Below are 26,382 nucleotides of genomic sequence, written 5' to 3'. Positions count from 1 at the left end.
AAGAGGGAAGATCACACTTCCCTCTTTTAACGTTGAGCCAACCACCCTCGTCTTAAAAAAAGAATCAACTGAAAGCCCATGAGCACTTTCATAACGAGTTCGCTTTGTTTGTGCATCCTCAAAAAAGCTTCTCCGGTCGTATGCTCTGCTCCTAATTGTTGGGCATGAATGATAAAAGGCGTATAATAAAAAATAAATAAGCCCGTCGCAATGGCACAACCTAAAGAAAGAAAAAACGAAAGCATATCGTTTCGTTTGCGTGCCATCGTCGTTTGCACTTCAAAAATCATACTGTAAAGTGCAATAAAACCGATCACAAGGTTGGTTTTCAAAAAAACCTGCGTCATCAAAATACCGCTTTGAAAATGTGTTAAGACACCTTCTCCCAAATACTTTTGAGGAAAGAAAATGACCGGAGCGACAAAAGCACCCGCCGCAATTTCAACGCCTAACGCAACTCCCAATACCATCAAATAAAGCGATGTTAAACTTTTCATTTTTGCTCCTTAATCCAAAATCCGCGATCCAAGCCCGCTAAATCTTTGTAAAACTCGATCTCTAGACCCTTTTGCTCGGCATAACATGTCAAGGCGATTCGCTGATCGTATCCCATTTCGCAGATAAGGGTTTTAATGTTATGAAAAACGTATAAGTCGATGATGCGACACAACATTTCATCGCCTTTTTCTCCTCCGAACAGTGCCAACGAAGGCTCGTACGCAAGTCCTTGGGCTAAAGGCTCACCCAAAGCGATATAAGGCGGATTCGATACTAAAATATCGATCGGTTTTTGAATACCCGCCAAATAACTCCCCTCGATAAATTCGATACGATCTTCAACCCCGTGTAAACGTGCATTTTTTTTTGCGACATTTAACGCCTCGCCTGAAATATCGACGGCTATAATCGAAGCATTGGGCAGTAAATGCGCCGTCATAATAGCGATAATGCCGCTTCCCGTACCGATCTCAACAATCACGGGCGCATTCAAAGCGCGTGCTTCTTCTACGACTTTATCGACCAAAAGTTCCGTTTCGGGACGCGGGATTAAAACGTTTGAATCGACGTAAAACGTTTTGGCGTAAAATTCGGCACGCCCTAAGATATATTCTAACGGTTCATGCCGCATACGTCGGTTTATCCATTCTTCAAAAAGCAAAGGCAAAACGATCTCTTCGTCACCGTGCGCTACAAGCCAGCTCGTCTCTTGGTGTAAAAGTTCCGCTAAAAGCACCATAACCTCTTTTTGAGGAACGTCGCTGACGTTTTTTAGCAAACGCGCATGATGAGCGATGATCTCTTTAATGCGCACACGCGTCCTTCGTCGAAGACTCAAAATGCATACCGAGCCGTTCCAACCGTTTGGTTAACGGCGGATGGGTAAAATAAAGCGCGATCGTTAAAGGGTGGGCAAAAGGAAAGCTTTTATTTTCATCGGCGAGCTTCATCAATGCGTCACGCAAGGCTTCTTGATTTTCACATTCGCTTCCGTAAGCGTCGGCTCGGTATTCGTTGTAACGGCTCATTAGCCCAAACAAAGGCATCATCGCAAACGAAATGACGGGAGAGAACAACAGAAAAAGAGCGATGATAGCATGCGCGCTCGGTTCTACATGTAAAGATTCAAACAACGCTAGAGGAAGGTTTCCAAAAAGTGCAAACATCACCAAAAGCATCAAAGCACTCGCGGCAATATTTTTCAGAATATCTTTGTGTGCAAAATGTCCCAGTTCATGTCCTAAAACCGCCAACAATTCAGACGTCGTCAGTTTCGCGATCAGCGTATCGAATAAAACAACCCGCTTCGAACGCCCTAAGCCCCCAAAATACGCATTCAAACGGTTGTCTCTTTTACTGGCGTCCAAACAAAAAACACCGCTACTGTGAAGCCCCGCTTTTTCCAGCAAACGTTCAATCGCACCTTGTAACGTTTCGTCTTGAAGCGGCGTCAGTTTGTTAAACATCGGAACGATCACGATGGGATAGATCATATTGATAAACAAAACGACCGCAAACGAAAACACAAATCCGTAAATCCACCAATCCTTAAACGTATCGATAATAGACACCATTGCGGCAAAAAAAGCTCCGCCGAAGAGTACAAACATCACGGCGGATTTACACTGATCGAGCACAAAAGTTCGAGGGGTAATCGTTGAAAAACCGAACTTTTTATCAAGCCCGAATGTTTGGTAAATCTCAAACGGAAGCGTTAAAAGATAATTGATCGCGCTAAAAACCAACACGTAAGCGGCGGAATTTAAAAGAGTGTTTTCAAAAATCACGATTTCGTCCAAACGTCGCAACCCAAAACCGATCCAAGAAAAAAAGAGGATAAAATCGTACAACGTCGTCGTTAACAAGAGTTTTTGCGATGCTATTTTGTACGCGGCGGCTTTGGTATAATTCACAGCCGATAAGATAACCGGTTCAAACCGTTGTGCTTTTTCGACAAAGCCAATCTCCATCAAAGCGGCATAAAGCTTGATCAAAAGATAAAGACAATAAAGCCCTAAAATCCATTCTAACATTCCATGCATCCTTCATGCGATAAAGTGCCGTATGATACCAAGATTTGATCAATATTTTCTAAATCATAACATTGCAACGCATTTGTCACGCATCGTAGTGTATCCTTTCTCTATACATTATCAAAAACTTGTTTATTTGATTATCAGTAAAAGAGAGTTTAAACGTATTGTTAGGAAAATAAGTTTACGATCTATCTGATGTTATATAGTAAGGGGGGGGAAACTATGACAATCGGAAAACAGCTAACGGGCATATTAGCGGTAGCAATTTTAGGTACATGTACGATTTTCGGTATCGCGTTACAAAAGATGGAGCACGTTTACGACGAGACGAACTATGCGAACGTCAATTCCATTCCAAGCATCGATCTTCTCAACGATACGATCCAAAACGGCTATCGCTTACGTCTGAATCTATGGGAACATATTACCCATGATGCACCAGAAGAAAAAGTCAAACGCGACGAAGCGATTCAAAAAGTAAGGCAAAGTATCGAAGCATCGTTTAAAACGTATGAAACGATGGTTTCCGATGAAAAAGATAAAGAGCATTTAGCCAAAGATCGCGTTATGCTCGGCAAAGCATTAGAAATCATCGCAAATGTCAGCAAACTCTCCAAGGAGAATAAAACCGTTGAAGCTGCGGCATTGCTCAATAAAAGCCGCCCTACGTTACTCGATTTTACGAAAGCCTTGGATGCGCACATCAAATACAATATCGAAGTTTCCAAAAAAATGGCGAATAATGCGATGGAAGTGAAACGCAATGCCGATACGTGGATGTTCGTCGTTTTATTGCTTGTTGGCGTAACGATTTTTATCACGACGTTTTACATCCGTAAAAATATTATGCACGGCGTTCATCTGATTCGCGATAGCATCACGGGGTTTGTTCAACACAAACGCCTTAATTTTCGTATTCCTTACGATAAAGCCAACGAAATCAAAGAAATCGTCGACAGTTTCAACGCGCTTGTTCATACGTTAGAGCAGACGATTATCGATGCCAAAAATTCTTCCAGCGAAAACGCTTCGGTATCGCATGAGCTTAGCACCACCAGTATGCAAATCGGACGTAACGCCGAACAAAGCTCGCTGATCGTCGAAAATACGATTCACGAAATCGATACCATTAAAACGTTCGTTCAAGAAACCGCTAAATTATCGGATGTCACAAAAGATAAAATCGCTTTGGCAAACGACAAACTCTCACGCGCCAAAAATGAGATCATCACGCTTCGAAACGACGTTGAAGGTGCTAGCCAATCCGAAACCGCCTTGGCTCAAAAATTAGAGCAGATGAGTCATGACGCCGAACAAGTAAAACATATTTTAACGGTCATCTCCGATATTGCCGATCAAACCAATCTTTTAGCCCTCAATGCCGCCATCGAAGCCGCGCGCGCGGGCGAACACGGACGAGGTTTTGCGGTCGTTGCCGATGAAGTGCGAAAACTTGCCGAGCGTACGCAAACATCGTTAACCGAAATCAATGCGACGATTAACGTGATCGTACAAGCCATCGTCGATTCTTCGGATCAAATGAATAAAAACGCACGTAATATTCAAAGGCTATCAAGCGTATCAAACGGTGTCGAAGAGACTATCGTCGATACGACGAACGTGATGGATGAAACCGTCACGACGGTGGCTTCCAACGCTCAAAATTCGCGAAAAATTTCACACGATACCGATAAAATCGTCGAAATGGTCTCCAATATTAACACGCTTACCAGCCAAAACGCACGTAGCGTTGAAGAAATTGCGGCGGCGGCGGATCATCTCTCCCGTTTAGCGGAAAATCTAAACAACAAACTCAACCAATTCCAATCGTAATCGCTTCTTCGGGCAAGGCTTTTTGCTTTGCCCGCTTAATGGTATAATACGCGTAAAAACAAGGTACTCGTTTGGCACTTCTAGATCTTATCGGCATTCATAAAGCATACGAAACGCAAAAAATTCTCTCCGACGTCGACTTTTCGCTCCACGCAAACGAACGCGTCGCCCTCATCGGCAAAAACGGCGGCGGGAAATCGACCTTAATGAAGATTCTCTACGGCATATTGGAACCGGACGAAGGTAGGCGTATTCTTCAAAAAAACACGACGATCGGCATGCTCGATCAAACACCGCATTTTAAAGAAGGCATGAACGTTAAAGAGGCGATTGAAGAGAGTCTTAAAGAGCTTAAAGTTGCTTTGACGCGCTATCATGAACTCCTCAAAACATTGGAAACCGACTTTCAAAATGCATCGCTTTTAAAAGAACAAAGTGAACTCGTAAGCTATTTGGAACTGCACGATGCATGGAATTTAGATGAAAAAATCGAACGCGTTTTGGAAGTTTTCGACCTGAAACAATTTGAACAAAGCGACGTAACGATGCTAAGCGGAGGTGAACAACGCCGTGTTACGCTTGCAGGTCTGATTTTACAAAAACCCGATATTTTGCTTTTAGACGAACCGACAAACCACTTGGACGTCTATATGGTCGAATTTTTAGAACAGATGATTTTGAACGGAAAATTTACGTTGCTCTTTATTTCGCACGATCGTTATTTTATCGACCGAATCGCAACACGTACGATCGAAATCGAAGAAGCTTCGTTACGCAGTTTCGATGGAGGATACGAACGCTATTTGACATGTAAAGAACTGCTCATTCTTTCGTTGCAAAAACAACACGAAAATCTTCTCAAATACTTAAAAGGCGAAGAAGAGTGGTTAAGACGCGGCGTTAAAGCCAGACTCAAACGTAATGAAGGACGCAAACAAAGGGTTTTTGAATTACGCGATCAGGCAAAAAAAAATCCCTCACTCGTTCGCAAGCTCAAATTGGAGCTAGAGCGTGAAAAGCACAACTTTAACGGCGACAAGATTCTCAATAAGCAAAAGATGTTGTTCGAAATGGAATCCATCGCTAAAACGCTCGGCGACAAGCCTCTTATCAAGGCTTTTAGTGCGCGCATTTTGCAAAAAGACCGCATTGCGATCGTCGGTAAAAACGGTGCCGGAAAATCGACCCTTCTCAAAATTCTCCTCGGTGATTTAGCCATCGATCAAGGGAGCATTAAACAAGGAGAGTTTAAAATAGGCTACTTCGACCAACAACGTGCCATGCTTGACGACACCAAAGACCTGCTCGCAACGTTTTGTCCTAACGGAGGCGATCGCGTAGACGTCAAAGGGAAAAATATGCACGTCTTCGGTTACCTCAAAAACTTCCTTTTTCCAAAAGAAGATTTGGCAAAAAAAATAGGCGTTTTAAGCGGCGGCGAAAAAAATCGCGTGGCATTGGCACTTTTGTTTACCCAAGAAGTCGATTGTTTGATTTTGGACGAACCGACCAACGATTTGGATATACCGACGATTAACATTTTAGAAGAGTACATTCAAAGTTTTCAAGGTGCGGTTATTTTTGTCAGCCACGATCGTTATTTCGTCGATAAAATCGCTACGAAGCTTTACGTCTTCAAAGGCGACGGACGTATCGAAGAGAGTTATCAAAACTACAGCGAATACCTTGAAATCGAAAAAGAGATTGCCGAACTTGAAGCCATGGAAAACGAAACGTCAAGCGAGGCTAAGGAGAGCTCTTCCAAAACGCAAAAGAATAAAGAGGCAATGACGCTTAAGCTGAGCTACAAAGAGCAACAAGCCCTTAAAACGCTTCCGCATCAAATCGAAACCCTTGAAGAAGAGATCAAAGCGATTAAAAAATGCCTTGAAAATCCCGATTGCTACCAAAAAATAGGATTAAGCAAACTGTCGGAAGATTTACGTTTGAAAGAAGACGCTTTAGAGCCGCTGATCGAAGCATGGCTAGAGCTTGAAGAAAAAATCGAAACGATGCAAAAAGGCTAAAAAAGCCCTTTGCATCATACTTTAAACGACGAGAGCGTCGAGTCTAAACGCTGAGACGATTCTAACATGTTACCGGAAATCACTGAAAGTTCTTCGGCAATCTTTTCGTTATTGTTTGAAAGACTCAGTGTCTTTTTCATCTGCTCCATCATTTGGTTGGTTAAGTGCGAAATTTCGACGACTTTTTTAGACGCTTTTTTCGAAATCTCGATGGATTGAATCGTGCGATTTCGCGTCTCTTCCGTTTCATTTTGCACTTCAACGGCATTGTCTGAAATAAGGCGAATATTGTCCGCGTTGGTTTCCATATGCGCACTGAGTTGCGTTACGCCTTGAACGATAACGCTAATCGTCGCGTCGATCTCTGCTAGAGATTTTTGCGTGCGCTCGGCAAGTTTTCGCACTTCATCGGCAACGACCGCAAACCCTCGTCCGTGTTCTCCCGCGCGCGCGGCTTCGATGGCGGCATTGAGGGCTAGAAGATTAGTCTGATCGGCAATATCTTTGATCATCTCTAAGACGCCTTTAATTTGGTCGGTTTGAGCGACGACGCTTTGTATTTGGTGCGCCATATCTTGTTCTTGCTCGCTTGCACCGTTGATTTTTTGAACGACCTCGTTCAACGATAAACTCATGCGCTCCAAAACGCTAAAGGAAGCATTATTGTCTTCAACGGTGTGAATCGCTAACTCTTCGGAAAGATCAAGATCGGCTTCGATATCTTTCATCAGATCAAATGACGTTTTAATCTGTTTGGCTTGTTCAAAAACGCCTTGCGAAAAGTTAACGGCGTTGGTATTGAGCGTCTCGCCCGTATGTTCGACGTTTTTTGAAATCGTTTGCGACGTAACGATAATCGACTGAATTTTTTCGATAAAAAGGTTGATATGATGAGCAATCTCGCCCATCTCGTCTTGACTGTTAATATTGACGCGTGCGGTTAAATCGCCGCTTCCGCCGGAGAGATTTTTAATTCTTTCCAACAAAATACCCAAAGGATTTCCGACCACGCTTTTTAAAACCCACATAATCAAAATCGACGTCACCAGTAACGAAAAAGCAAAAATCGTAATGAGCTTCCAACTGATCGAACCGATGTAAGCATCGATCTCGTCAAACGAAAACGTCATATCCATAACGCCCAAAACATCGCCTTTTTGAGACGTCGCATGACAGGCCAAACAATCTTGCTCGGCAATCAGCGGTTTTAAAAGACGCAAACGATGCCCTTTAGCATCATCCAAAGTCGAACTTGTTTGGACGGGATTTTTAAAAATAGCGACGACGGCTTCTTCCGTTGAGGGTTTGGCATCGATGCCAAACGTATCGATGACGCTTTGGGCTTGATGAATTTTGAGCTCTTTAATGCCTTTCATTCCTTCGGCGTCTTTGAGCGATTTTTCGATCAATGCTCTATCGCCCAAATTCATAGCGGCACGTACCGTTTGAAAAACCGATTGACTCAAAAGATTGAGATTGTTTTCGCTTTGAATTTGCGAAGATTTTTTAAACTCGCCTACGATCACGAATTGTAAAATAACAAAACTTACCAGCAAAAGCGGAATAAGCGTAAAGCCGATTTTCGTTCCGATGCCCTTTTTCATACCGATGCCTTTCGCACGTTCATAATTTCAATCAAGTTCATATCTTCAAGCATCTCGTAAAGCTCTAAACTTCCGACTTCTACGATAAGAGCATAATGATCCATCTTAATTACTTTAATTAAGAAACCGATTAACGAAGAGGTTATAATAAACGAGTCTTGAAGAAGAAGCCGAATCGGAACGTCGATATGACTCGTATGCGCTTTTAAAACGGCGTCTTTAATTGCTTGCGTATCACTCACGGTTTTGATCGTCCCCGTAACGACGACGTCGACACTCTCACTACGTACTTTAGTTACCACGTGCATTCTTTTCCCCCAAAAACCTTACGTTTACCCATTATAATACATATTCTATCGATTGTAACTAAAGATCGACTAAAAATGAGAGAGTATCTTCTATTTTTAAACACCGAGTGCTTGTTTGACGGTATCGTTTGCCATCGAGATATTCCAAGCGGGTTCCCAAACGAGCTCGATCGTACATGTTGCGACGTTCTCTAACTTCAAAACCGCCTCTTTCGTCCATTGTTGCATCAATTCATGCAACGGACACCCTTTCGTCGAAAGCGTCATACGTACGTAAACGTCTTCTCCTTCAACGCGTACGCCGTAAATTAACCCTAAAGAAACGATGTCGAAACCGACTTCCGGATCGATCACGGTTTGGATGGCTTGATACACTTCATGTTCGTTACATGTCATTTTAGTTTTCTCCTTTATACGTAAATGCGTAAACAACGTTAAACGCAACCAACACAACACTCGACATCACACCCAAACTTGCACCGTAGAAAAGAACTTGAAGAGGCAAGAGCGTCGCAATGCTTAAACACACGACGGAAATAAACAGTAAAAAAGCCTGTATATCGGCGCTTTTAGTATGAACCATTTGGTGTAAAAGCGGCACTTTCTGTTTCCCGACAAGCGGGGAAAAGGTTTTATACCAAATTAAAAACGGCAAAATCTTGTATAAATGTCCAACGATGAACGCCAACAAAAACCCGAAGAAAAAGAGTTCCGCAGCCGCAAATAAATAACGCTCCTGAGCCTCGATGAAAAAAAGTAGTAGCATCACCATCGCACCGAGAAGCGACAAAAACGAGAAGAAGAGATTTTTTACCCAATAATCGTTTTGCTTTCGCACCCTAACGCTAAAAATAATTCCCATCTGAAACAGGTACAACCCCATCGAGATAAGCACTGACCCAAGAGCCGCATAAAATACCACCGTAGGCAACGCCGCGACCAAGGCTAAAATCGCAACGCTTACGCCGATACCGTGCAAAAATAACGCCGCATGGATGTAGCGGTCTTTGAAGCCGTGTGCTAGCGAGAACATCGGGATCAGCACCATCGAAACGCCCATAACGATCATCATGACAAATCCGAAAAGCGTGCCGATAACGTGAGCTTTGACCCACGCGTCGATGTCGATACTGAGCATGCCGTGCGCTAAAACAAACCCCAACAAAATGCCAAGCGTGACCGCAACCGCTAAAAAAATCGTTCCCATCAACAAATAACTGCTCACGATACTGTTTTTTTCCAAGCGGTAGAAGGTTAAAAAGACGTTCGCGCAAAAAATAGCGATTGACATGTAGGTTAAAAAACCGCCGTAAGCGATCAAAAGGTGCCATTCAAGATACCGAAACCCTAAGACCATCATACCAAGTCCGATGACGTAAGCGTAGAACTGCACGTAGGCAAAATCTTTGGAAAAAAGCGGTATTTCCAAGACGACCGGCAGCAGTTGGTACATCGCTCCGAAGATGACCATCATCACGAAACCCAAAAGGTATAAATGAGCAAACGAGGCGAGGCTAAAAGAGATTCCGTAACCGGAAAGATCGGGATAAACCTCAAAAAGCGCCACCGTGCTTAAGAGAAGAAAGACCACGGCGGCAATGAAAAAATGTGCTACCAAAGCAAACGGCGGAGCCATTTCGGTCGCGAGCGATCGCATCGTCTTAACCCGCACACTGTTTTTGGCTAAGATCGGCTTGATCGCTTACGCCTTCTTTGTACGAAAAGATCAATTGAAGTTTTCCCTCTTCGAGCTGTGTCGTTTCGATATCGTAAAATTTTTCGACTTTTGCCAACAAACCGACCGGAGAGCGATGGTTGATCATCACGACTTTTTTCGTGACGCTGTCCAAAAGCTCGAGTGCCAGCATCGCATTGATCATAGGCTCGGGAGGAATGCACGCCGAAGTATCGAAATAGATGTATGACGTGCCGTGCGCTTCATACGTAAAAAACGGCACCGTCGCGTCTTGGACGGTGAAAGAGTGAGCGGTATCGGGTAACATAGTTTTGTCCTTTTTTTTTGACACCACTATAACCCTATTTGAGACAAAATTCCTTAATCTATATCAAGCACTTTAGCGAATTTCGGCACGCCTTGAAACGCCGATAAGCTTTTCGTTCGGGAAATTGTAAAAGCTTACGAAATTGGGCGACATATCTTTAATAAGCCCGTAAAGTTTCCACCATAACGAGGAAGAGACGATCTCTTCGTCACCGTAGAAAATCGTACGTTCATTAATTTTTTGGCTTTTTAAAATCGTTTCCATATTGAAGATTTCCATGTAACCGACGAAAATCACAAGCAAATCAAGTCCTGCGGCAAGAGTGCTTAGTTCGCATTCGACGCCTAATGGCTCACTGGTAGGCTTCATTTTGACGATCACGTTTCGCTCGTAAATAATGCCGTTTTTAAACATCGTTTTGGGAATATATGCCGGAATATTCTCTTTTTTACGTGCAAAGAAAAGTGCCGTACCGCCGATGTGCGGTTGAGACGCATAGTAGGCTTCGTACTCTTTGACAAACGTCTCTTTTTCAACGGAAATAAACGAAGCGTACAACCGTTTTTGCCCTTCGGTATAGAGAATAATCAATCCTAAAGGAACCGAAGCGATCAACAAAGACCAATAGCCGCCGTGCGGAATTTTTAACAAACAAGAGATAAAGAAAATAAGACTCGTCGCTCCCGAAAGAACCGAAAACGCCATTTTGATCCACGCTCCTTGATGCGCGAAAATCATACACATCAAACACCCCGTAATGCTCATCGCCCCCGAAACCGCTAAACCGTACGCCGCGGCTAATTGGGCGGATTCTTGAAACACGAACAGCATCACGACGACGCAAATAAATAAAAACCAATTGATCGAACCGACATAAATTTGAGAGTGTAATTCATGCGACGTATACGCAACGCGAAAATGGGGAAAAATACGCGTCGTCATTGCTTGGTACAAAACGGAAAAAATACCGCTGATCATCGCCTGCGACGCGATAATCGTCGCTAAGATCGTCAATACTAAAAAAGGAACGTACATGTAAGGTGCAAACTCTTGCATCATTTCAAACAACGGGCTTCCGACGCATTCGGGATGCGTCAATAAGAACGATCCTTGTCCGAAATAACTGAGCACCAATGCGCTAAACGCAAAGACCCACCCTTTTAAGATCGGAAGCCTACCCAAATGCCCCATATCTGCATACAACGCTTCGCCTCCGGTCGTCGCAAGAACGATGTCCGCTAACAACACAAAGGTAATCCAAGGATGATGATACGCAAACGAAATCGCATACGTCGGATTGATCGCTAAAAGGATGGAAGACTCTTGCAAAACGTAAAACAATCCCACGCTTCCCAAACTCAAAAACCACACCACCATAATCGGCCCAAATGCCGCAGCTACCCTCTCGACGCCTTTTTTTTGAACGACAAATAACCCTAACGCGATCAACGACGCTAAAAGAAGCAGATAAAGCCTCGGCGTCTCTTCGTAATGCGGAATCAGCAAAACACCCTCGACCGCACTTAAAATACTGATCGCCGGCGTAATCACCCCATCACCGATCATAAGGGAAATCCCTAAAAACCCTAAAATCGAAACGATCGTTCCGGTTTTGGCATGCCTGAGATACGGGGTTAGAATTTGAACCAACACGACCGTACCGCCCTCGCCTTTTTGGCTCAAACTCGTGGCAAGCCATGCATATTGAATCGTTACCAAAACGACCAATGCCCAAAAAACAAACGATAAAATCCCTAAAATACTCTCAACCGTCGGAGGCACGATCATAAAAATAACCGCTAAGGTATAAATCGGACTCGTTCCGATGTCGCCGTAAACCACTCCTAACGCTTTGATCGTCATCATCTCTTTTTTCATACGTTCGCAAATTTTCATAAGAGCCTTACTGTTTGATTATCAATGCAAAAGAGATTATAAAACGAGACGCGTTAAAAAAGTATCAAAATGCACACGCGACTAAAACCTGCATAATAGATTTGATCGCAAGAGCCGTTAAGACTATTTTGAGTGCCAAAACAAGTTTCTTCCCGTCGATTCGATGGCGTAAATAAGTTCCGACGTAAGATCCGAAAACAGAGCCGATCGTCATAGTCAAGATGATACCGAGATACTCGCGAAAGACAAATCCAAAGTAGACAAAAACCGTTATTTTCATAACATGCGTCATACACATCAAAACGGCCGATGTTGCGATCACTTTATCTTTATCATGAAAATCTTTCAATAATTTTGCGATCGCGAGTTGTCCCGTCGTCCCGACGATGACGGATAAGCCGGTTTGAAAGAAACCGATGAAATAGTAATTTTCATAATGCATCATCGTAGTATTAAACGTTTGAGACCATAACGACAGTAAGATATACGTTCCGATAAAGACGGGAATATACGTCATGGATATGTAATTGAGGCTATAACTAAAAAGCCCGACGCCGAGTAAAGATCCGATAAAAAACTTCGGTATGACTTGAAATTGGATCTCTTTGTAGCCAAAATACGCTCGTGAGACATTGCTGGTAATTTGATTGAGGCTATGAATAGGAATCAGAACATTTGCCGGTAAAAACGACGGAAGGATCGCAAGCAGTAATAAACCTCCGCCTATTCCGATAACCGCCGTTATGCTCGACGTACAAAAACTGATCAATCCAAAGAATAATGCATCCATCTTGTCATTTTCCCTTAAAAAATCTCAAGTGTCAATAATGCAACGTCACTCTTAAAAGAGCCTCTTCGATACAATGCATATAGAAAAAACGCTTTTTTAATATAGGTTACATGTAAGCATATACGCTTACATGTAACGACTTGCGTTTGCTATTTTTCTTTGGCTATAGCATGTGTCGTTGCCGCCGGAACAAGACCTTGTGCGACTAAACGGGGATAATTTTCCTCCGATGTGAGAAAGCCGACTAACTCTTGTGCCGCGGAGGGCTCTTTACTTCCTTTTGCAACACCGATTGAAAAGACAGTCACTTTTTGATACGGAGCCGGAATAGGACCGACCAAGTCTACACTACCGTTTTCGCCCGTAAAAGGGACAATCTCGCTCACTTGTTGAAAGCCGATTTCCAGATCACCGCGCCCAACCCATGTGGCAACGCGATCACCCACAATCAGTTTCGACTTCGCTTTCACTTCCTCCCCAAAATGAGGGAATACGTTTTCACTCAGATGCGTCCCGCTTGCACTAGCCGAATAACCGATCGATTTGGCATCCACTAAAACTTTGTCAAATTTTTCTTGCGTGCTAATATCCGGTTTGGGTTGCCCTTTTTTGACCATCATTCCGATGGAAGAGTGTACAAGGTCAACTCTGCTTCCTTTAATCGCAAAACCATCGTCAATCATTTTATCCAATTGGTTACTCGCAAGAATGATAAGATCGAAGGTTTCGCCTCGCTTTAGACGATGGGGAATAGATGTCTCGGAAGCCCCCATCGACGAACCTGAGGAAAGATGGATGGTATGTCCCGTTTTTTCTTCAAATGCGGGTTTTAACTCATTCATCGTAGCATAAAACGCTCCCGAACTGATCACTTCAATGGTTGCGGCCTGTAGCCCCAATACCACTAAAAGCGATATACCTACAACCGATGTTACCTTAGAAAAGAACTTCAACATAATGTGACTCCTAAACTTAAAAAAGCATATCAACAAGGATCGAGACAAGAAGTTCAACGATCCTTATTGATTTTCAAGCCTTTGATCATTTTATAGACGATCTTTCGACACCATGCAGACGGATTCATTCACGTTAGAATTTATAGTTTGCCTTAAATCTTAACTCATCCAAATCTGCCCTAAATGTCGTATTATTTGAGTAACGTGTCGTTTCGATCTCTTGTTTTTCATACAAAAGTTCTAAACTTAACCCTTTCAAAACGGGAACGGCATACATAATACCGCCGGCATACGAGGTATAATCGGCACTCGTGGAAGCATTTTTGACCCGATCTTGATTCGCTTGGGCATATTGTAAAATGCTTTTAAGCCCAATCACGCCTATCGTGGAAAAATCATATGTAAAATCTAAGCGATACGAGTCGGTATTGGCACGTAATGAAGGACTGCTAGCTTTTACCAAAGTTGCGGTACTACTTGCGGCACCGTTTCCCATACCGGCGATCACGGCGTCGTTTTTGCTATTCGTTGCCGCCGTCAAAGCCAAACCAAATCCCGATAATTCGCTAATAGAAATCCGTCCTGCGGTTTGTGCACCGTCAAAAGAGATCGCATTGCTTCCCGTACCGGAAACCAAATCCGTTTTGGCACCGCGGTAATTTGCATAAAAACCTAATTTAAAGCCGTTCATCGGAAGTACGTAATCGGCATCGGTGTAATAAAGGTCAACGTCTTTCGTATTGGTTGCAACGACATCGCCTACATTAGCGTACTGCGCCGTTAACGTAAGATTGGAGATTGATTTATTGATAAGCGCAAGAGTGTAGGCGTCATCGAATTGATACGTATCGGAAGCTGAAACGCCGTTAAAAATCGCTCTTTTCTCAAAACTCGGAGCATTGCCGCCTACGTCATTTTTTTTAAGATAGCTTGTTCGCGTTTGAAATTTATCCACAAAACCTGCAATCAATGTTGTTGCCGGAATATCCGTATTGACGACGGTGGCACCCTCAAACGACTCCTTGACGATACGAGAACCGCTTCCGTTCACAAGAGGCGTCGAAATAAACTGACGACCGATCTTTGCATTCGTTTTACCAAGCGTATATCCGACATACGCTTCCGAAAGAACGGCACCCGAGCCATACATGTCACTTGCATATGCTTTTTTACCTTCCGTATCGGCAAACGGAGCGGCACTGGCTTGAATCGTTGAGCCAAGACTCAAACCGTAAAACGTATCCGTAACATAGTTTAAAACTGCAACGGTATTGAAAATATCACCCGATTTTTCAGTATCTTTGAGAACCCTACTCGGGGAAGTCGAAGAATCGAGTTTTTCCGAATCTTTATCAAAATACCATGCTTTAAGCTCGCCCTTGACCGTGCCGTTTTTAAAAGCATCCGCGAGCGTATCCGCCGCCGCGAAAGCATGAGAAGACAAACCGACCGCTACGATAGCCGCAACACTCAAATGAGCATATTTCATTTTTTTCCTTTAAGCTTTTTACCAAGACATGCGTTTTAAAGAGCGACTCTTCTTTTTGGAAGCGCCGCTCTAAAAGCGTTAAGCGAGCTTGCTCGCATCTATGACGTTATAATCCAGACCTAATTTTTTAGCATCAATACCGAGTGCCAAACCTACCAATTGAGCAAGGTGTATCACCGGTAAGCGTGCTTTAGATTTGGTCGTTTCTTGTGCATCGTCTTGGTAAATGTCAAGTTGCATTTGGCATAGAGGACACGGCGTGACGACGCAATCGGCTTTCGATTCAGCCGCACTGTTGACAATTCCACTGGTCATTTTCATAACGGATTTTTCAGCAGGATAGACCGCATGGAATCCACAACAATCCAAACGTTTCGTAAACGGAACGACTTCCGCCCCAAGTGCTCTTACCACCGTTTCAAAACTGCTAGGATTGGTTGAACTCTCAAATCCGAGATCTTTGTGTGGACGAATGCTGTGGCAACCGTAAAAGACGGCGACTTTGAGTTTAGACAAAGGCTTTTTCACTTTTGTTTTCAACTCTTCGGCATTTTGTGCCAATAACCAAAGAAGACTGGTCACTTCGCTCGTACCTTGATAATTCATATTTCCTTTGGCAAGAAATGTATTGATGCTCTCTTTTTTACCGTTGTCCAGTTCTGCTTTGGCGCGACGCAACATCAATAAACAGGTACTACATGTCGTGAGTACCGGCAATTTCATTTGCTCTGCCAATGCAAGATTTCTCGCATTCGCGACCAAAGTGGCTAACGGATCGACGTCTTGCGCTTGAGAAGCACCGCAACAACTCCATCCTTTCATCTCTTTTAACGTAATGCCTAATACGGGAGCAATGGCTTCGATTGACATTTTAGCTTCGATAGCGGCTTGTGTAAGCACGCATCCGGGGAAAAAAGCAAATTCTTTTTGCATACCTTACTCCTTATGTGCAGCATGCGCTGCTTCAATCATTTTTACCAAGTCTTTATGACCTTCGATTTCATGTCCGCCGAAAATCTCTAACGGATTCATTTTACCTGCGCGCATCAACGTGATGGCCGTACCGGCACGAAGCGCCGTACTCATACCTTCGGTTCTAAGAGCCAAACGTATCTCGTTGAGTCGACCGGAGTCTTCGACTAAGTCCGTATAGAATGATTTGGCATGTGCCGGACCGACGCCGCTGTTTAAGCCTTTTCTCATGGCAAGAGCACGTAAACCCGCAATATCTTCGGCACCACTGATATGTTTTGGACAACGGTTGGTACATTCATGGCAGTGGACACAGTTCCATAAACCATTGACGACTGCTGGTTTAACATGAGTCATTGGGTCTTTTGAACGTGAATCATTGGCTAATTTCCACGCATGAGTAAAGACAAACGGTTCCATATAGTCAGAATGATCAGCGGTGAGTTTATTACACTCAGACGCGCACACACCGCATAAGATACAGTCCCATTGTCCAACGATACGGTCGTATTGTTCTTGGTTTTGACGACAACCCTCTTTTTCGGAAAATTCATCTTTGGCGACAAGACCCGGTTTGATTTTGCGAAGATTTTCAATCGCAGGCTCCCAATCGACGACGAGATCGGAAAGCACGGTATAATTCGCAAGCGGAGAGATACGGAATGTCTCGGCATCTTTATACTCTTCAAAAAGTTCCGTCATTTTGGTGTCACAACCAAGATACGCATGTCCGTTGACACGTACGCCGCACGCGCCGCAAATGGCCATACGGCATGACGCGGTAAAATTGAGCGTAAGGTCTTGGTGTTGTTTAATAAACAGCAACGTCCCAAGCAACGTTAATGCTTCAATATCTTTTTTCTCAACCGTATAGGTTTGCTGATAATTTTTTTTGCCATCAAAGCGATCAATGATAAATTTCATTAGTATTTCCTCTCTTCAACTTTAAACTGACCTACCACAACGTCTTTCCATGCTAAATGCATTTTGCCGCTCTCATCCATCGTAACCATCGAGTGTTTGAGGAAGTTTTCATCGTCACGCTTCAAGTAATCTTCTCTAAAGTGTGAACCGCGTGATTCTTTACGTGCCGTTGCACCCATAAGTGCAGCGCGAGAGGCAAGAAGTAAGTTACCCAACTCGACATACTCCGTAAAGGCGGTATTAAACACCGGATTGGCGTTTGGAATACGAAGCGCATCGTAACGTGCTTGAAATTCCGCGTGTTTGTCGGCAAGGGCGAGTAATTTAGATTCGGTTCTAAAGATACCCATATTGTACCAGTTTGCCGCACCCATCTCTTCGCGAAGCGCATACATGTCATTCACATTGCCTTTGCCTGATCCCGTGACTTCTTTAAAATGACTGATCCATTTAAGGGTTAGGTCATTGAGGCGTTTGCCTGTACCGAAATCCGCTTTTGCCGCGTATTCAGCCGCATTCGTCCCTGCAATTTTACCTGTTACCGTTGCATCGCACAAAGAGTTACCGCCCAAGCGATTTGCCCCATGAATCGAAACACACGCTGCCTCGCCTGCCGCAAAAAGACCGGGAGCCGGCGTTGCCATCGTATCAAGACTATCAACGTGAATACCGCCCATAGAGTAGTGTGCCGTTGGACGAATCGCAATCGGTTTTTCAACTAAGTCCATGTTCTCAAACAAAAGACCGATATGACGAATTTGCGGCAAGTTTCGCATAATTTTCTCTTTGCCGAGGTGGGTAACGTCAAGCAGAACATAGGCTTCCATATCGTGACCGAAACCGCGACCTTCACGAATTTCCATTTCGATAGAACGTGCAACGATGTCACGAGGTGCTAGTTCCATTTTGTTGGGAACATACCGTTTCATAAAACGTTCGCCAAGGTTATTGAGTAAGATACCGCCTTCCCCGCGTGCCGCTTCGGTAATCAACGTACCGCCGTGGCATACGCCGGTCGGATGGAATTGAAGCATCTCAGGGTCTTTAAAGATCAACCCAGCACGAAGGGCAGCTGCTGCACCATCACCGGTTGCAATGTAAGGCGTTGATGTTCTATTCCAAAACACGCGCGTGTAACCGCCTGTGGCTAAAACAACGGATTTTGCGCGAACGGGAGCGATGTCGCCGGTACGAACATTACGAAGAACGACACCCTCACAACGACCGTTATCAATGCTAATATCTAGCATATGATGGTCCATCAAAAACTTCACGCCGTGTTTAAGAGCATCGTCCAAACAGGTATGCGTTAAGATATGACCGGTTTTATCCGATGCAAAGTTACAACGAATTTTCGAAGCACCGCCTGCGTAGCGTTTATCGACACGACCTTTACTATCGCGTGAAAACGGCATACCCAGATAATCAAGTTCATGAATAGCGGCACCTGCGTACGTCGCAAATTTTAGTGCCGTATCTTGATCAACGAGATAATCGCCGCCTTTAACGGTATCTTTGGCGTGAAGTTCAAACGAATCGCCTTCGCTAAAATCGATAACACCGTTAATGCCGCCCTCCGCCATCGTCGTTGCGCTACGTGAGGGCATCACTTTGCTCACAACCACAACGCTAAGATTTGGATTTTTCTTGCGTGCGGCGACGGCTGCCCTTAGTCCTGCCGCACCTGTTCCAATAATCAAAACATCACATGTAGGTATGCCTGACGTGTTGATAGAGGTTGAAGATGCCGCAAACGCTTTTTCAACGCCTGTCGTACTGGCGGCCAAAGCACCCATGGTAATACAGGCGGATTGCAGAAATTCTCTTCTGGTAAACTGTTCACTCATAAGATTTCCTCTCAATGATTTTATAAATTTAAAATTATATTTTTGAAATACATTTTAAATTTAATTACAGCAAAATATTAATACACTTTTATCCATATGTCAAAGTAGATTTTTCATATATTCTTATAGGTTTTACCTATGAATATAAATGTTCTTAAATGCTTGTATATAGGAGATTTTGATGAGTTTCAAACAGATAGAATGTATCGTAACGGTAGCAAAATTAAAAAGCTTTACGAAAGCGGCAAATAAACTGAAAATCGCCCAACCGTCTTTAAGTCAGAATATCAATACGATCGAAAAGCAGCTGGGTGTTCCACTTTTTGATCGCAGTACGACGCCTATCAGCCTGACGCATGCGGGTGAAATTTATGTCTCCAAAGCCAATGCCATCATCGAACTGTACAATGATTTAACGATACAGATGAAAGACGTTACCGGTTTTGAAAGCGGTAAATTGCGTTTGGGTTTTTCGCAAACGGGGTACCATTTCATTCCGACCGCTTTAGCCTCTTTTTACAAAAAATTTCCCAAAGCGGACATTAAAGTTTCACAAGTTTTTTCAACCCTCAAACTAGAAAAAATGCTTTTAGACGGCGATATCGATATTGCGACATTAATGCTACCGCTGAGTTCTGAAGAATTGAATTATAAAATTATTAAAGAAGATCAAGCACTTCTTGCTTTGCCGATTACGCATCCTTTGGCTCAAAAAGCTAAGAAAAAAAGCAAAGGCTATCCGATGCTTTCTTTAAGCGAATTGCGAAATGAAAAGTTTATTTTGCCGAAAGAAACGCAAAGGAGTCGTGCTATTTTTGACCATATTTTCAAGAAAGCCGGTTTTGAACCGAACGTCTTTTGCGAAACCGAAACATTTGATATCGCTAATGCCATCGTCGCTTCCGGAATCGGAGCCTGTTTTACGTTACCGCAATTTATTAAAGAAGACAAAGCCGATAAAGTGATGTTATTTACGATCGATGAACCTCTTTTAAAGCGTACCGCCGTACTCGCATACCGTAAAGATAAACGTTTATCGAAAATTGCCTACGAATTTTTACTCACCGTGAAAAACCAATCGTAATGCAAAAGTAATCATCGGGAAATGTGTCGCACAGGCTTCTTTCAATGCCGACATTGAAAGAAGCTCTGCCATGGAGTTAATGCAAGAAGTGGCGTACGCCCGTAAAGTAGAGTGCGATACCGTATTCGTCGGCGGCTTTGACGACCTCGTCGTCGCGGATACTACCGCCCGGCTCGATAATGGCTTTCACACCCGCGGCTGCCGCCGCGTCGATGGAGTCGCGAAACGGGAAAAACGCTTCGCTTGCAAGAGCCGCACCGCTCACGTCGATGCCCATCTCCTCGGCTTTTCGGAGTGCCGCTTTGGCGGCATCTACGCGACTGGTCATTCCCATACCGATAGCGACCATCATCGCGTCTTTCACGTAAACGACGCAGTTGGATTTAGTCAGTGCCGCTACTTTGTAGGCGATTTCAAGATCGCTCAGCTCTTGTTGCGTCGCCGCTCTTTGGCTAAGGCATTTAGCGTTAGCGATCTCTTCGTCTTTGACCGCGTCGCTCTCTTGGAAAACAAATCCGCCGTCGACATGTTTAAAATCGTAAGCGTCTTCGCTGAGCACCAAGTATTTGCTCTCTTGCGTAAAGATTTTGATGCGTTTTTTGGTGTCAAAGACATGTAACGCATCTTCATCGACGTTAGCCGCAATGATGACTTCGACGAAAATCTCGTTGATTTTTTCCGCCAAGGCACGATCGAGCGTTCCGTTGATCGCCACGACGCCGCCGTAAGCCGAAACGGGATCGCATTTTAAGGCTTTCACGTAGCTCTCGAACACATTTTCGCCGATGGCAAAACCGCACGGATTGGCATGTTTGATGATACAAACCGCCGGAAGATCGCCGAAAGATGCGGCAATTTTGACCGCACCGTTGATGTCCGTCATATTGTTAAAGCTGGCTTCGCCTTTGAGGGTTTTAAAGTTGTTCGTAAAGAAGTAGTCAAACTCGTACAGTGCCCCTTTTTGGTGCGGGTTTTCGCCGTAACGCGTATCGAAGGCTTTTGTTCCGACGATAAACTGCTTTTCACCGAAACCTCCGTTAAAGCGTTTGTTCATATAATTTGCGATCATGCTATCGTACGCCGCGGTATGCTCGAACGCTTTGATCATTAACGCGCGTCGAAATTCAAGCGTATTGTTTTTTTCACGAATTGCTTCGATGACGCCGTCGTAATCGAGTACATCGGTGACGATCATAACGTCGTTAAAATTTTTTGCCGCACTTCGTACCATCGCCGGACCGCCGATGTCGATATTTTCGATAATCTCATCAAAATCGTCCGTTTTGGAGATAGTCTCTTTAAACGGGTAAAGATTGACGCAGACCAAGTCGATACCTTCGATGCCGTGCTCTTTTGCGACTTTGACATGTAAAGGTAAATCCCTGCGGTGCAAGATGCCTCCGTGAATCATCGGATTGAGCGTTTTAACGCGCCCGTCGAACATCTCGGGAAACTTGGTCACTTCGGAAATTTCAAGTGCCTTGACGCCCTCTTCTTTTAACAGCTTATACGTTCCGCCCGTTGAGATAATCTCAAAATCCAATGCCGCCAAATTCTTGGCAAACTCTACAACTCCCGTTTTATCGCTCACACTGATTAACGCTCTCACACTCGTCCTTTTTGACATGTTAATAATTTATTGATGTTTTTATTTTACAATAGCTTCGTTTTAGGATCGATTAAATACAATACGCCAATTTTTCAGGAAAAAGAATGAATCAAACACAAAAATCGTCACAAAAAGCATGGCTCATCCTTTTTTTAGCATGGGTAGTCACGATGATATCAACGCTTGGAAGCCTATTTTTTAGCGAAATAATGCTCTTTCCGCCGTGCGTTTTATGTTGGTATCAACGTATTTGTATGTACCCGCTTACGCTTATTTTTATCGTCGGAATTTTTTCCAACGATCGTACGGTTTTTCGTTATTCTTTACCGCTTGTCGCCGTAGGTCTCTTTTTTGCGCTCTACCATAACTTGCTCTACTACGGTATCGTTCCCGAAAGGCTTGCACCGTGTACGCAAGGCGTTTCATGCACGAGCGATTATATTCACTGGTTCGGATTTATCACGATTCAAGGGCTTTCGCTCTTTGCGTTTAGCCTTCTTGCCGCACTCCTCTATTTTTTTCAAAAGGTTTCACGATGAATAAACAACTCCTCATTGCTTCCAGTTTATTGCTTTTTGTCGCTTTTTATTTCGGCGGAAGCTACCTTTATCAAAAAAGCAATGTAAACGTCTCAAGCGACAAACAATCCGCACTCGTTCGTCCAACTGCCTTTGTTCTTGGAAATCCCGATGCCAAAACGACGATCGTCGAGTTTTTCGACCCAGCGTGTGAGACATGCAAAAGTTTTTACCCTTTTGTTAAAAACATTCTCAAACAACATCCCGACAAACTCAAACTCGTTTTACGTTATGCGCCTTTTCACACGGACTCTTATTACGTGGTTGCGATGATCGAAGCGGCACGTTTGCAAAACAAATACCTTGAAGCTTTGGAAGTCATCTATAAGTACCAAGACAAATGGGCAAGTCATACCGGCACGCCCAATATCGGTCTGATTTGGAGTTTTTTACCCGAAGCGGGAATCGACGTCGAACAACTGAAAAACGATATGAAAAAGCCTGAAATCGACGCGATCATCAAGCAAGACATCGCCGATACCAAAACCCTCGGCGTAAGAGCGACGCCCGAGTTTTTCGTCAACGCTAAGCCGCTCGTAAAATTCGGAAAGATAGAGCTTCAAGCCTTAATCGACTCGGAACTCTAGAGCTTATTCGTGATGGAGCGGCGTGATTTCGTTGTAGCCGTGAAGCCTGATGTCTCGGCGACGTCTTGCGTCGTGAAAACGTCTTTTTTGCACGTCGGTTTCGGGAATCAGGGGCGGCACGGGTGTCGGACGTCCTTTGTCGTCGACCGCGACCATCGTAAAAAAACAACTGTTCGTATGCGTCGCGATTCCTTGTTGGATATTTTCGGCAATGACTTTGATGCCTACTTCCATCGAGGTTTTGCCCGTAAAATTCACGCTGGCTAAAAAGCTCACGAGCGTTCCGACGGGAATGGCTTGCTTGAAAATGACCTGATCGACCGACATCGTCACGACGTACGTGCCGCAATAGCGCGATGCGCACGCGTAGGCGACTTGATCGAGCAGCTTCAAAAGATCGCCGCCGTGTACGTTACCGGAGAAATTTGCCTTATCGGGCGTCATTAAAACCGACATCGAAAGCGTGTGTTTTTCAAACGGTGTAGAGAGCATTAGCTTTTTTCCTTTTTAATCGTTTCATAGGCTTCGTTGATCTCTTGTAACTTTGCCGTCGCCGCATCGATCATACTTTGATCTTTACCTTGTCCCATTAAAATATCGGGGTGGTATTCTTTGACCAAGGCTCGGTATTTTTTCTTGATGCTTTCCATATCGTCTTGCGGACTTACGCCTAAAACGTCATAGGCATTTTGTATTCCAAAACGCTTTTGTTCAGCTTTATGCGTATAAAATGTTTTAAATTGCTCAATCATACGCTCAAAATCAGCCCGTCGGATCTCTAGCGCGTCGGAAATATCTTCGTTAATCATCCGCTCCGTTTGCGAAAATTCCCCGTCGATAAAGGCAAGATTGAGCAAATACTCCATTACTTTCAGACGCTTTGCGTAGTCGTTTTGCGTGAGTTTGAGGTATTTTTTCGAAATAACAAGCGTATTGTCAAACGTCTGCATTTCGGTTTGATAAATTGCTTTGAGTTCTTCGCGTACGCGCTCGCTCTCTTCAAACACGCGTGCGATGTCGCTAAACGTCAAACTTAAAAGCTCCGCCTCCAGTTCGTTGACTTTGCCGTCGGCTTTCGCCACTTTTGCCATGAGTGCGACCAAAAGCCCCGCTTCATGCTCGCGAAGATCGCCTTGCAACGCCTGTTTCTCATTCACATGAATTTTTTGCGCATAATCGTCCGCATTGTAATTTTTCGTTAAAAAATAAAAAAGAACGATCACGGCAAGAACAATCATATAGGTCATTTTTTTACCTTTACATGTCAAACGAAATTGAGGCAAATATGCTACAATTTTTTCATTAAAGAAAAGGACACTTTCTATGTTTAATTTCGATGAAATCGTTGATAGAACCAAGACTCCGTGTGAAAAATGGAATAAATACAAAGGAGCTGATGTCATTCCTGCGTGGGTGGCGGATATGGATTTTAAATCGCCTCCATGCGTGATCGAAGCGTTGCAACAAAGAATTGCTGAGGGCGTTTTTGGCTACACGGACATTGATGAAGAGACATACGGTGCGATTCTTTCGTTTTTAAAACGTCACTACGACTGGGAGATCCAAAAAGAGTGGTTGGTCTTTACGCACGGCGTGGTCAGCAGTATGAACGTCGCATGCCTCACGGTAGAAGGAGAGAGCGTGATGACGACTACGCCGATTTACCCGCATTTCATCAAAGCACCCATGCATGCGAACAAAGAAGTCATAGCGATTGCGATGAAAGAGGAGAACAACCGTTGGACGCTGGATTTTGAAGCGATGGAGGCACACATCAAACCTACATGTAAACTCTTTATGCTCTGCAATCCCTACAATCCGGCCGGAACCGTTTTTACATGTCATGAATTAGAGCAACTCGGAGCGTTTTGCCTCAAGCACGATCTTTTGATCTGTTCCGATGAAATTCATGCCGATCTGCTTTTAAACCAGACTGCTAAACACATTCCGATTGCCTCACTCAGTGAAGCGCTTGCTAAGCGAAGCATCACGCTGATGGCTCCAAGCAAAACCTTCAACATCGCAGGGCTGCAAGCCTCGTTTGCCGTGATCCCCGATGCCGAACTTCGCAAGCGTTTTAAAAAGACGATGGGAAGCATGGTCGGCGGTATCAACCTTTTGGGCATTACCGCGCTTAAAGCGGCGTATCTTGGGGGCGATGCGTGGCTGGGTGAGCTTCGTGTCTACTTAGCGGAAAATCTCAAAACGGTTCAAGCGTTTGTGGCACGCAATCCCAAGCTCAAACTCTTAGATCAAGAAGCGACCTTTCTCGCGTGGATCGATGCATCAGCGTTACATGTCAAGAGTCCGTACGAATTTTTCTTACAACACGGCGTGGGACTAAGCGATGGCGGACCGTTTGGCAATGAACAGTGCGTTCGCCTCAATTTTGGGACGCAAAGAAGTGTTTTAGAAACCATCTTAGAGCGCATGCAAAAAGCAATGGACAGCCTATGTTAAAGTGTCTCTTAGGGCTTTTCGTTGCGCTAAGCCTTAATGCAAGCACACACATCGTCATTCTCGGCGATCCGCATATTCCGGGTAAACACCTTGAAGCCAAAGAGCAGGTCTTAGAGCAGATCAACCAATGGAGCGATGTCGATAGCGTCGTTGCGACGGGCGATCTTTGCTCATTGACGGGCACACACGAAGAATATACTCAAGTCAAAGACTATTTTTCAAAGCTTCGCAAGCCGCTTTACGTCATCACGGGCAATCACGACTTTATCTATGCCGATGAATTAGGCGAGGACGGCAAGTTTTTGCACGGAACGCCTAAGATGCAAAACGAAAAGCTCCAACGCTTTCAAAAGGCATTTCATCTTCCAAAATTCTATTACAGCGTGCAAAAAGAGTCTTACCTGCTGATCTTTCTCTCCGCGGATAATCCAGAGCATCTTGCCCAGCTTTCGATGGAGCAGTTAAGTTGGTTTGAAAATGAACTCAAAACCCATCCCAAAATGCCGACCATCGTCTTTTTTCATGCCCCGCTCGATCACACGCTTGAGAATTACAACCGTTGGGCCAACACACCCAACTTTGTCGCCCAGCCTAAAGAAGCAATACACCGACTCATCGTTCAAAACCCGCAACTTTTTTTATGGGTGAGTGGGCATACGCATACCTCTGCGAAAGAGTCCAGTTTTAGCTCTTCCATCAACCGTTATGAGCAGGTCACCAACATTCATAACAGCGATATGAACAAAGAGACGATCTGGAGCAATTCGCTTTTTTTGGAAAAGGATTTGGTGCGCATAAAAACGTACGATCATCAGACGCATCAATGGCTTCCTTCGTTGGAGCGAACGATTTTAGTGCCGAAATTTTAGGAAAAAGTCGGT

Annotated in this window: 25 protein-coding genes; 7 read left to right on the top strand and 18 right to left on the bottom strand. The window is 44.1% G+C overall.

The window, feature by feature from the left end; translation table 11 throughout:
- Window positions 1-26: 26 nt before the first annotated feature.
- The 3 genes from NL930_RS05130 to NL930_RS05120 are packed head-to-tail and all read right to left on the bottom strand — an operon-like array spanning window position 27 to window position 2,531.
- Window positions 27-497: a DUF4149 domain-containing protein gene (locus NL930_RS05130; RefSeq protein ID WP_254375895.1), complete on the bottom strand. Its 471-nt coding sequence runs from the start codon at window positions 495-497 to the stop codon at window positions 27-29.
- On the bottom strand, window positions 494-1,312 hold the full coding sequence (prmC, locus tag NL930_RS05125; protein WP_254375894.1) for a peptide chain release factor N(5)-glutamine methyltransferase: 819 nt from the start codon (window positions 1,310-1,312) through the stop codon (window positions 494-496). Before prmC ends, NL930_RS05130 begins: the two co-directional genes overlap by 4 nt.
- Window positions 1,302-2,531 carry a M48 family metallopeptidase gene (locus NL930_RS05120; RefSeq protein WP_039672793.1) on the bottom strand — a complete coding sequence of 410 codons (1,230 nt, stop codon included), beginning with the start codon at window positions 2,529-2,531 and terminating at the stop codon, window positions 1,302-1,304. The genes prmC and NL930_RS05120 overlap by 11 nt, the downstream gene beginning before the upstream one ends.
- A gap of 225 nt (window positions 2,532-2,756) precedes the next feature.
- Here NL930_RS05120 and NL930_RS05115 point away from each other — a divergent pair, with 225 nt between their 5' ends.
- Both NL930_RS05115 and NL930_RS05110 read left to right on the top strand, forming a co-directional pair.
- Complete coding sequence (locus NL930_RS05115) at window positions 2,757-4,367, top strand: methyl-accepting chemotaxis protein (RefSeq protein ID WP_254375893.1); 1,611 nt, start codon at window positions 2,757-2,759, stop codon at window positions 4,365-4,367.
- A gap of 71 nt (window positions 4,368-4,438) precedes the next feature.
- Entirely contained in the window at window positions 4,439-6,394 is a 1,956-nt protein-coding gene (locus tag NL930_RS05110) for an ABC-F family ATP-binding cassette domain-containing protein (protein WP_254375892.1), read from the top strand.
- 14 nt (window positions 6,395-6,408) lie between these two features.
- Here NL930_RS05110 and NL930_RS05105 read toward each other — a convergent pair whose 3' ends face one another.
- The 12 genes from NL930_RS05105 to sdhA all read right to left on the bottom strand — a co-directional run bounded on the left by NL930_RS05105 (window position 6,409) and on the right by sdhA (window position 19,183).
- Complete coding sequence (locus NL930_RS05105; RefSeq protein WP_254375891.1) at window positions 6,409-7,998, bottom strand: methyl-accepting chemotaxis protein; 1,590 nt, start codon at window positions 7,996-7,998, stop codon at window positions 6,409-6,411.
- Window positions 7,995-8,300, bottom strand: a complete 306-nt coding sequence (locus NL930_RS05100) for a hypothetical protein (protein WP_254375890.1) — start codon at window positions 8,298-8,300, stop codon at window positions 7,995-7,997. The genes NL930_RS05105 and NL930_RS05100 overlap by 4 nt, the downstream gene beginning before the upstream one ends.
- Before the next feature lie 102 nt (window positions 8,301-8,402).
- The gene (locus NL930_RS05095) at window positions 8,403-8,702 is read right to left on the bottom strand and encodes a metal-sulfur cluster assembly factor (RefSeq protein ID WP_254375889.1); all 300 of its coding nucleotides are present in this window, start codon (window positions 8,700-8,702) and stop codon (window positions 8,403-8,405) included.
- Window position 8,703: 1 nt separating this feature from the next.
- On the bottom strand, window positions 8,704-9,963 hold the full coding sequence (locus NL930_RS05090; RefSeq protein ID WP_254375888.1) for a hypothetical protein: 1,260 nt from the start codon (window positions 9,961-9,963) through the stop codon (window positions 8,704-8,706).
- Window positions 9,964-9,967: 4 nt separating this feature from the next.
- Window positions 9,968-10,309 carry a hypothetical protein gene (locus NL930_RS05085; RefSeq protein ID WP_039672803.1) on the bottom strand — a complete coding sequence of 114 codons (342 nt, stop codon included), beginning with the start codon at window positions 10,307-10,309 and terminating at the stop codon, window positions 9,968-9,970.
- 72 nt (window positions 10,310-10,381) lie between these two features.
- Window positions 10,382-12,205, bottom strand: a complete 1,824-nt coding sequence (locus NL930_RS05080; protein ID WP_254375887.1) for a KUP/HAK/KT family potassium transporter — start codon at window positions 12,203-12,205, stop codon at window positions 10,382-10,384.
- A gap of 64 nt (window positions 12,206-12,269) precedes the next feature.
- On the bottom strand, window positions 12,270-12,995 hold the full coding sequence (locus tag NL930_RS05075; protein ID WP_254375886.1) for a sulfite exporter TauE/SafE family protein: 726 nt from the start codon (window positions 12,993-12,995) through the stop codon (window positions 12,270-12,272).
- Window positions 12,996-13,144: 149 nt separating this feature from the next.
- Window positions 13,145-13,951 carry a substrate-binding domain-containing protein gene (locus NL930_RS05070; protein WP_254375885.1) on the bottom strand — a complete coding sequence of 269 codons (807 nt, stop codon included), beginning with the start codon at window positions 13,949-13,951 and terminating at the stop codon, window positions 13,145-13,147.
- A 133-nt stretch (window positions 13,952-14,084) separates the two neighbouring features.
- Entirely contained in the window at window positions 14,085-15,440 is a 1,356-nt protein-coding gene (locus tag NL930_RS05065) for an OprD family outer membrane porin (RefSeq protein WP_254375884.1), read from the bottom strand.
- Between the two features lie 78 nt (window positions 15,441-15,518).
- Entirely contained in the window at window positions 15,519-16,373 is an 855-nt protein-coding gene (gene sdhE, locus NL930_RS05060) for an 8-methylmenaquinol:fumarate reductase membrane anchor subunit (protein WP_039672810.1), read from the bottom strand.
- Window positions 16,374-16,376: 3 nt separating this feature from the next.
- Window positions 16,377-17,336, bottom strand: a complete 960-nt coding sequence (locus NL930_RS05055; RefSeq protein ID WP_039672812.1) for a succinate dehydrogenase/fumarate reductase iron-sulfur subunit — start codon at window positions 17,334-17,336, stop codon at window positions 16,377-16,379.
- Window positions 17,336-19,183 carry an 8-methylmenaquinol:fumarate reductase flavoprotein subunit gene (sdhA, locus tag NL930_RS05050; RefSeq protein WP_039672814.1) on the bottom strand — a complete coding sequence of 616 codons (1,848 nt, stop codon included), beginning with the start codon at window positions 19,181-19,183 and terminating at the stop codon, window positions 17,336-17,338. The genes NL930_RS05055 and sdhA overlap by 1 nt, the downstream gene beginning before the upstream one ends.
- Before the next feature lie 181 nt (window positions 19,184-19,364).
- Between sdhA and NL930_RS05045 the strand changes: the two genes are divergently transcribed.
- Window positions 19,365-20,267 carry a LysR family transcriptional regulator gene (locus tag NL930_RS05045; RefSeq protein ID WP_039672815.1) on the top strand — a complete coding sequence of 301 codons (903 nt, stop codon included), beginning with the start codon at window positions 19,365-19,367 and terminating at the stop codon, window positions 20,265-20,267.
- A 76-nt stretch (window positions 20,268-20,343) separates the two neighbouring features.
- On the opposite strand, the gene purH is transcribed toward NL930_RS05045, so the two are convergent.
- Entirely contained in the window at window positions 20,344-21,876 is a 1,533-nt protein-coding gene (gene purH, locus NL930_RS05040) for a bifunctional phosphoribosylaminoimidazolecarboxamide formyltransferase/IMP cyclohydrolase (RefSeq protein ID WP_039672817.1), read from the bottom strand.
- 104 nt (window positions 21,877-21,980) lie between these two features.
- Here purH and NL930_RS05035 point away from each other — a divergent pair, with 104 nt between their 5' ends.
- Together NL930_RS05035 and NL930_RS05030 are read left to right on the top strand one after the other, a co-directional pair.
- On the top strand, window positions 21,981-22,415 hold the full coding sequence (locus tag NL930_RS05035; RefSeq protein WP_254375883.1) for a disulfide oxidoreductase: 435 nt from the start codon (window positions 21,981-21,983) through the stop codon (window positions 22,413-22,415).
- Window positions 22,412-23,041 carry a thioredoxin domain-containing protein gene (locus NL930_RS05030; RefSeq protein ID WP_039672819.1) on the top strand — a complete coding sequence of 210 codons (630 nt, stop codon included), beginning with the start codon at window positions 22,412-22,414 and terminating at the stop codon, window positions 23,039-23,041. Before NL930_RS05035 ends, NL930_RS05030 begins: the two co-directional genes overlap by 4 nt.
- Before the next feature lie 3 nt (window positions 23,042-23,044).
- On the opposite strand, the gene NL930_RS05025 is transcribed toward NL930_RS05030, so the two are convergent.
- Complete coding sequence (locus NL930_RS05025) at window positions 23,045-23,533, bottom strand: acyl-CoA thioesterase (protein ID WP_039672821.1); 489 nt, start codon at window positions 23,531-23,533, stop codon at window positions 23,045-23,047.
- Window positions 23,533-24,288, bottom strand: a complete 756-nt coding sequence (locus NL930_RS05020) for a DnaJ domain-containing protein (RefSeq protein WP_254375882.1) — start codon at window positions 24,286-24,288, stop codon at window positions 23,533-23,535. Before NL930_RS05020 ends, NL930_RS05025 begins: the two co-directional genes overlap by 1 nt.
- Before the next feature lie 76 nt (window positions 24,289-24,364).
- Between NL930_RS05020 and NL930_RS05015 the strand changes: the two genes are divergently transcribed.
- Together NL930_RS05015 and NL930_RS05010 are read left to right on the top strand one after the other, a co-directional pair.
- Complete coding sequence (locus NL930_RS05015; RefSeq protein ID WP_254375881.1) at window positions 24,365-25,501, top strand: MalY/PatB family protein; 1,137 nt, start codon at window positions 24,365-24,367, stop codon at window positions 25,499-25,501.
- The gene (locus tag NL930_RS05010) at window positions 25,495-26,370 is read left to right on the top strand and encodes a metallophosphoesterase (RefSeq protein WP_254375880.1); all 876 of its coding nucleotides are present in this window, start codon (window positions 25,495-25,497) and stop codon (window positions 26,368-26,370) included. The genes NL930_RS05015 and NL930_RS05010 overlap by 7 nt, the downstream gene beginning before the upstream one ends.
- Window positions 26,371-26,382: the final 12 nt, after the last annotated feature.

This window comes from Sulfurospirillum sp. hDNRA2 (assembly GCF_024206095.2).
Taxonomy (GTDB): domain Bacteria; phylum Campylobacterota; class Campylobacteria; order Campylobacterales; family Sulfurospirillaceae; genus Sulfurospirillum.
Note: the sequence above shows the minus strand (reverse complement) of the source record. Positions and strands in the feature narration are given on the sequence as shown.

What these genes read in the sequence shown, in the direction of transcription:
- NL930_RS05010 (WP_254375880.1), top strand. Translation starts at nt 25,495, where the DNA reads ATGTTAAAGTGTCTCTTAGGGCTTTTCGTTGCGCTAAGCCTTAATGCA.
- NL930_RS05075 (WP_254375886.1), bottom strand. Translation starts at nt 12,995, where the DNA reads ATGGATGCATTATTCTTTGGATTGATCAGTTTTTGTACGTCGAGCATA.
- NL930_RS05130 (WP_254375895.1), bottom strand. Translation starts at nt 497, where the DNA reads ATGAAAAGTTTAACATCGCTTTATTTGATGGTATTGGGAGTTGCGTTA.
- NL930_RS05030 (WP_039672819.1), top strand. Translation starts at nt 22,412, where the DNA reads ATGAATAAACAACTCCTCATTGCTTCCAGTTTATTGCTTTTTGTCGCT.
- NL930_RS05080 (WP_254375887.1), bottom strand. Translation starts at nt 12,205, where the DNA reads ATGAAAATTTGCGAACGTATGAAAAAAGAGATGATGACGATCAAAGCG.
- NL930_RS05015 (WP_254375881.1), top strand. Translation starts at nt 24,365, where the DNA reads ATGTTTAATTTCGATGAAATCGTTGATAGAACCAAGACTCCGTGTGAA.
- NL930_RS05105 (WP_254375891.1), bottom strand. Translation starts at nt 7,998, where the DNA reads ATGAAAAAGGGCATCGGAACGAAAATCGGCTTTACGCTTATTCCGCTT.
- sdhA (WP_039672814.1), bottom strand. Translation starts at nt 19,183, where the DNA reads ATGAGTGAACAGTTTACCAGAAGAGAATTTCTGCAATCCGCCTGTATT.
- NL930_RS05025 (WP_039672821.1), bottom strand. Translation starts at nt 23,533, where the DNA reads ATGCTCTCTACACCGTTTGAAAAACACACGCTTTCGATGTCGGTTTTA.
- NL930_RS05095 (WP_254375889.1), bottom strand. Translation starts at nt 8,702, where the DNA reads ATGACATGTAACGAACATGAAGTGTATCAAGCCATCCAAACCGTGATC.
- NL930_RS05115 (WP_254375893.1), top strand. Translation starts at nt 2,757, where the DNA reads ATGACAATCGGAAAACAGCTAACGGGCATATTAGCGGTAGCAATTTTA.
- sdhE (WP_039672810.1), bottom strand. Translation starts at nt 16,373, where the DNA reads ATGCAAAAAGAATTTGCTTTTTTCCCCGGATGCGTGCTTACACAAGCC.
- NL930_RS05045 (WP_039672815.1), top strand. Translation starts at nt 19,365, where the DNA reads ATGAGTTTCAAACAGATAGAATGTATCGTAACGGTAGCAAAATTAAAA.
- NL930_RS05120 (WP_039672793.1), bottom strand. Translation starts at nt 2,531, where the DNA reads ATGTTAGAATGGATTTTAGGGCTTTATTGTCTTTATCTTTTGATCAAG.
- NL930_RS05035 (WP_254375883.1), top strand. Translation starts at nt 21,981, where the DNA reads ATGAATCAAACACAAAAATCGTCACAAAAAGCATGGCTCATCCTTTTT.
- NL930_RS05055 (WP_039672812.1), bottom strand. Translation starts at nt 17,336, where the DNA reads ATGAAATTTATCATTGATCGCTTTGATGGCAAAAAAAATTATCAGCAA.
- NL930_RS05065 (WP_254375884.1), bottom strand. Translation starts at nt 15,440, where the DNA reads ATGAAATATGCTCATTTGAGTGTTGCGGCTATCGTAGCGGTCGGTTTG.
- NL930_RS05020 (WP_254375882.1), bottom strand. Translation starts at nt 24,288, where the DNA reads ATGACCTATATGATTGTTCTTGCCGTGATCGTTCTTTTTTATTTTTTA.
- NL930_RS05070 (WP_254375885.1), bottom strand. Translation starts at nt 13,951, where the DNA reads ATGTTGAAGTTCTTTTCTAAGGTAACATCGGTTGTAGGTATATCGCTT.
- NL930_RS05090 (WP_254375888.1), bottom strand. Translation starts at nt 9,963, where the DNA reads ATGCGATCGCTCGCGACCGAAATGGCTCCGCCGTTTGCTTTGGTAGCA.
- NL930_RS05085 (WP_039672803.1), bottom strand. Translation starts at nt 10,309, where the DNA reads ATGTTACCCGATACCGCTCACTCTTTCACCGTCCAAGACGCGACGGTG.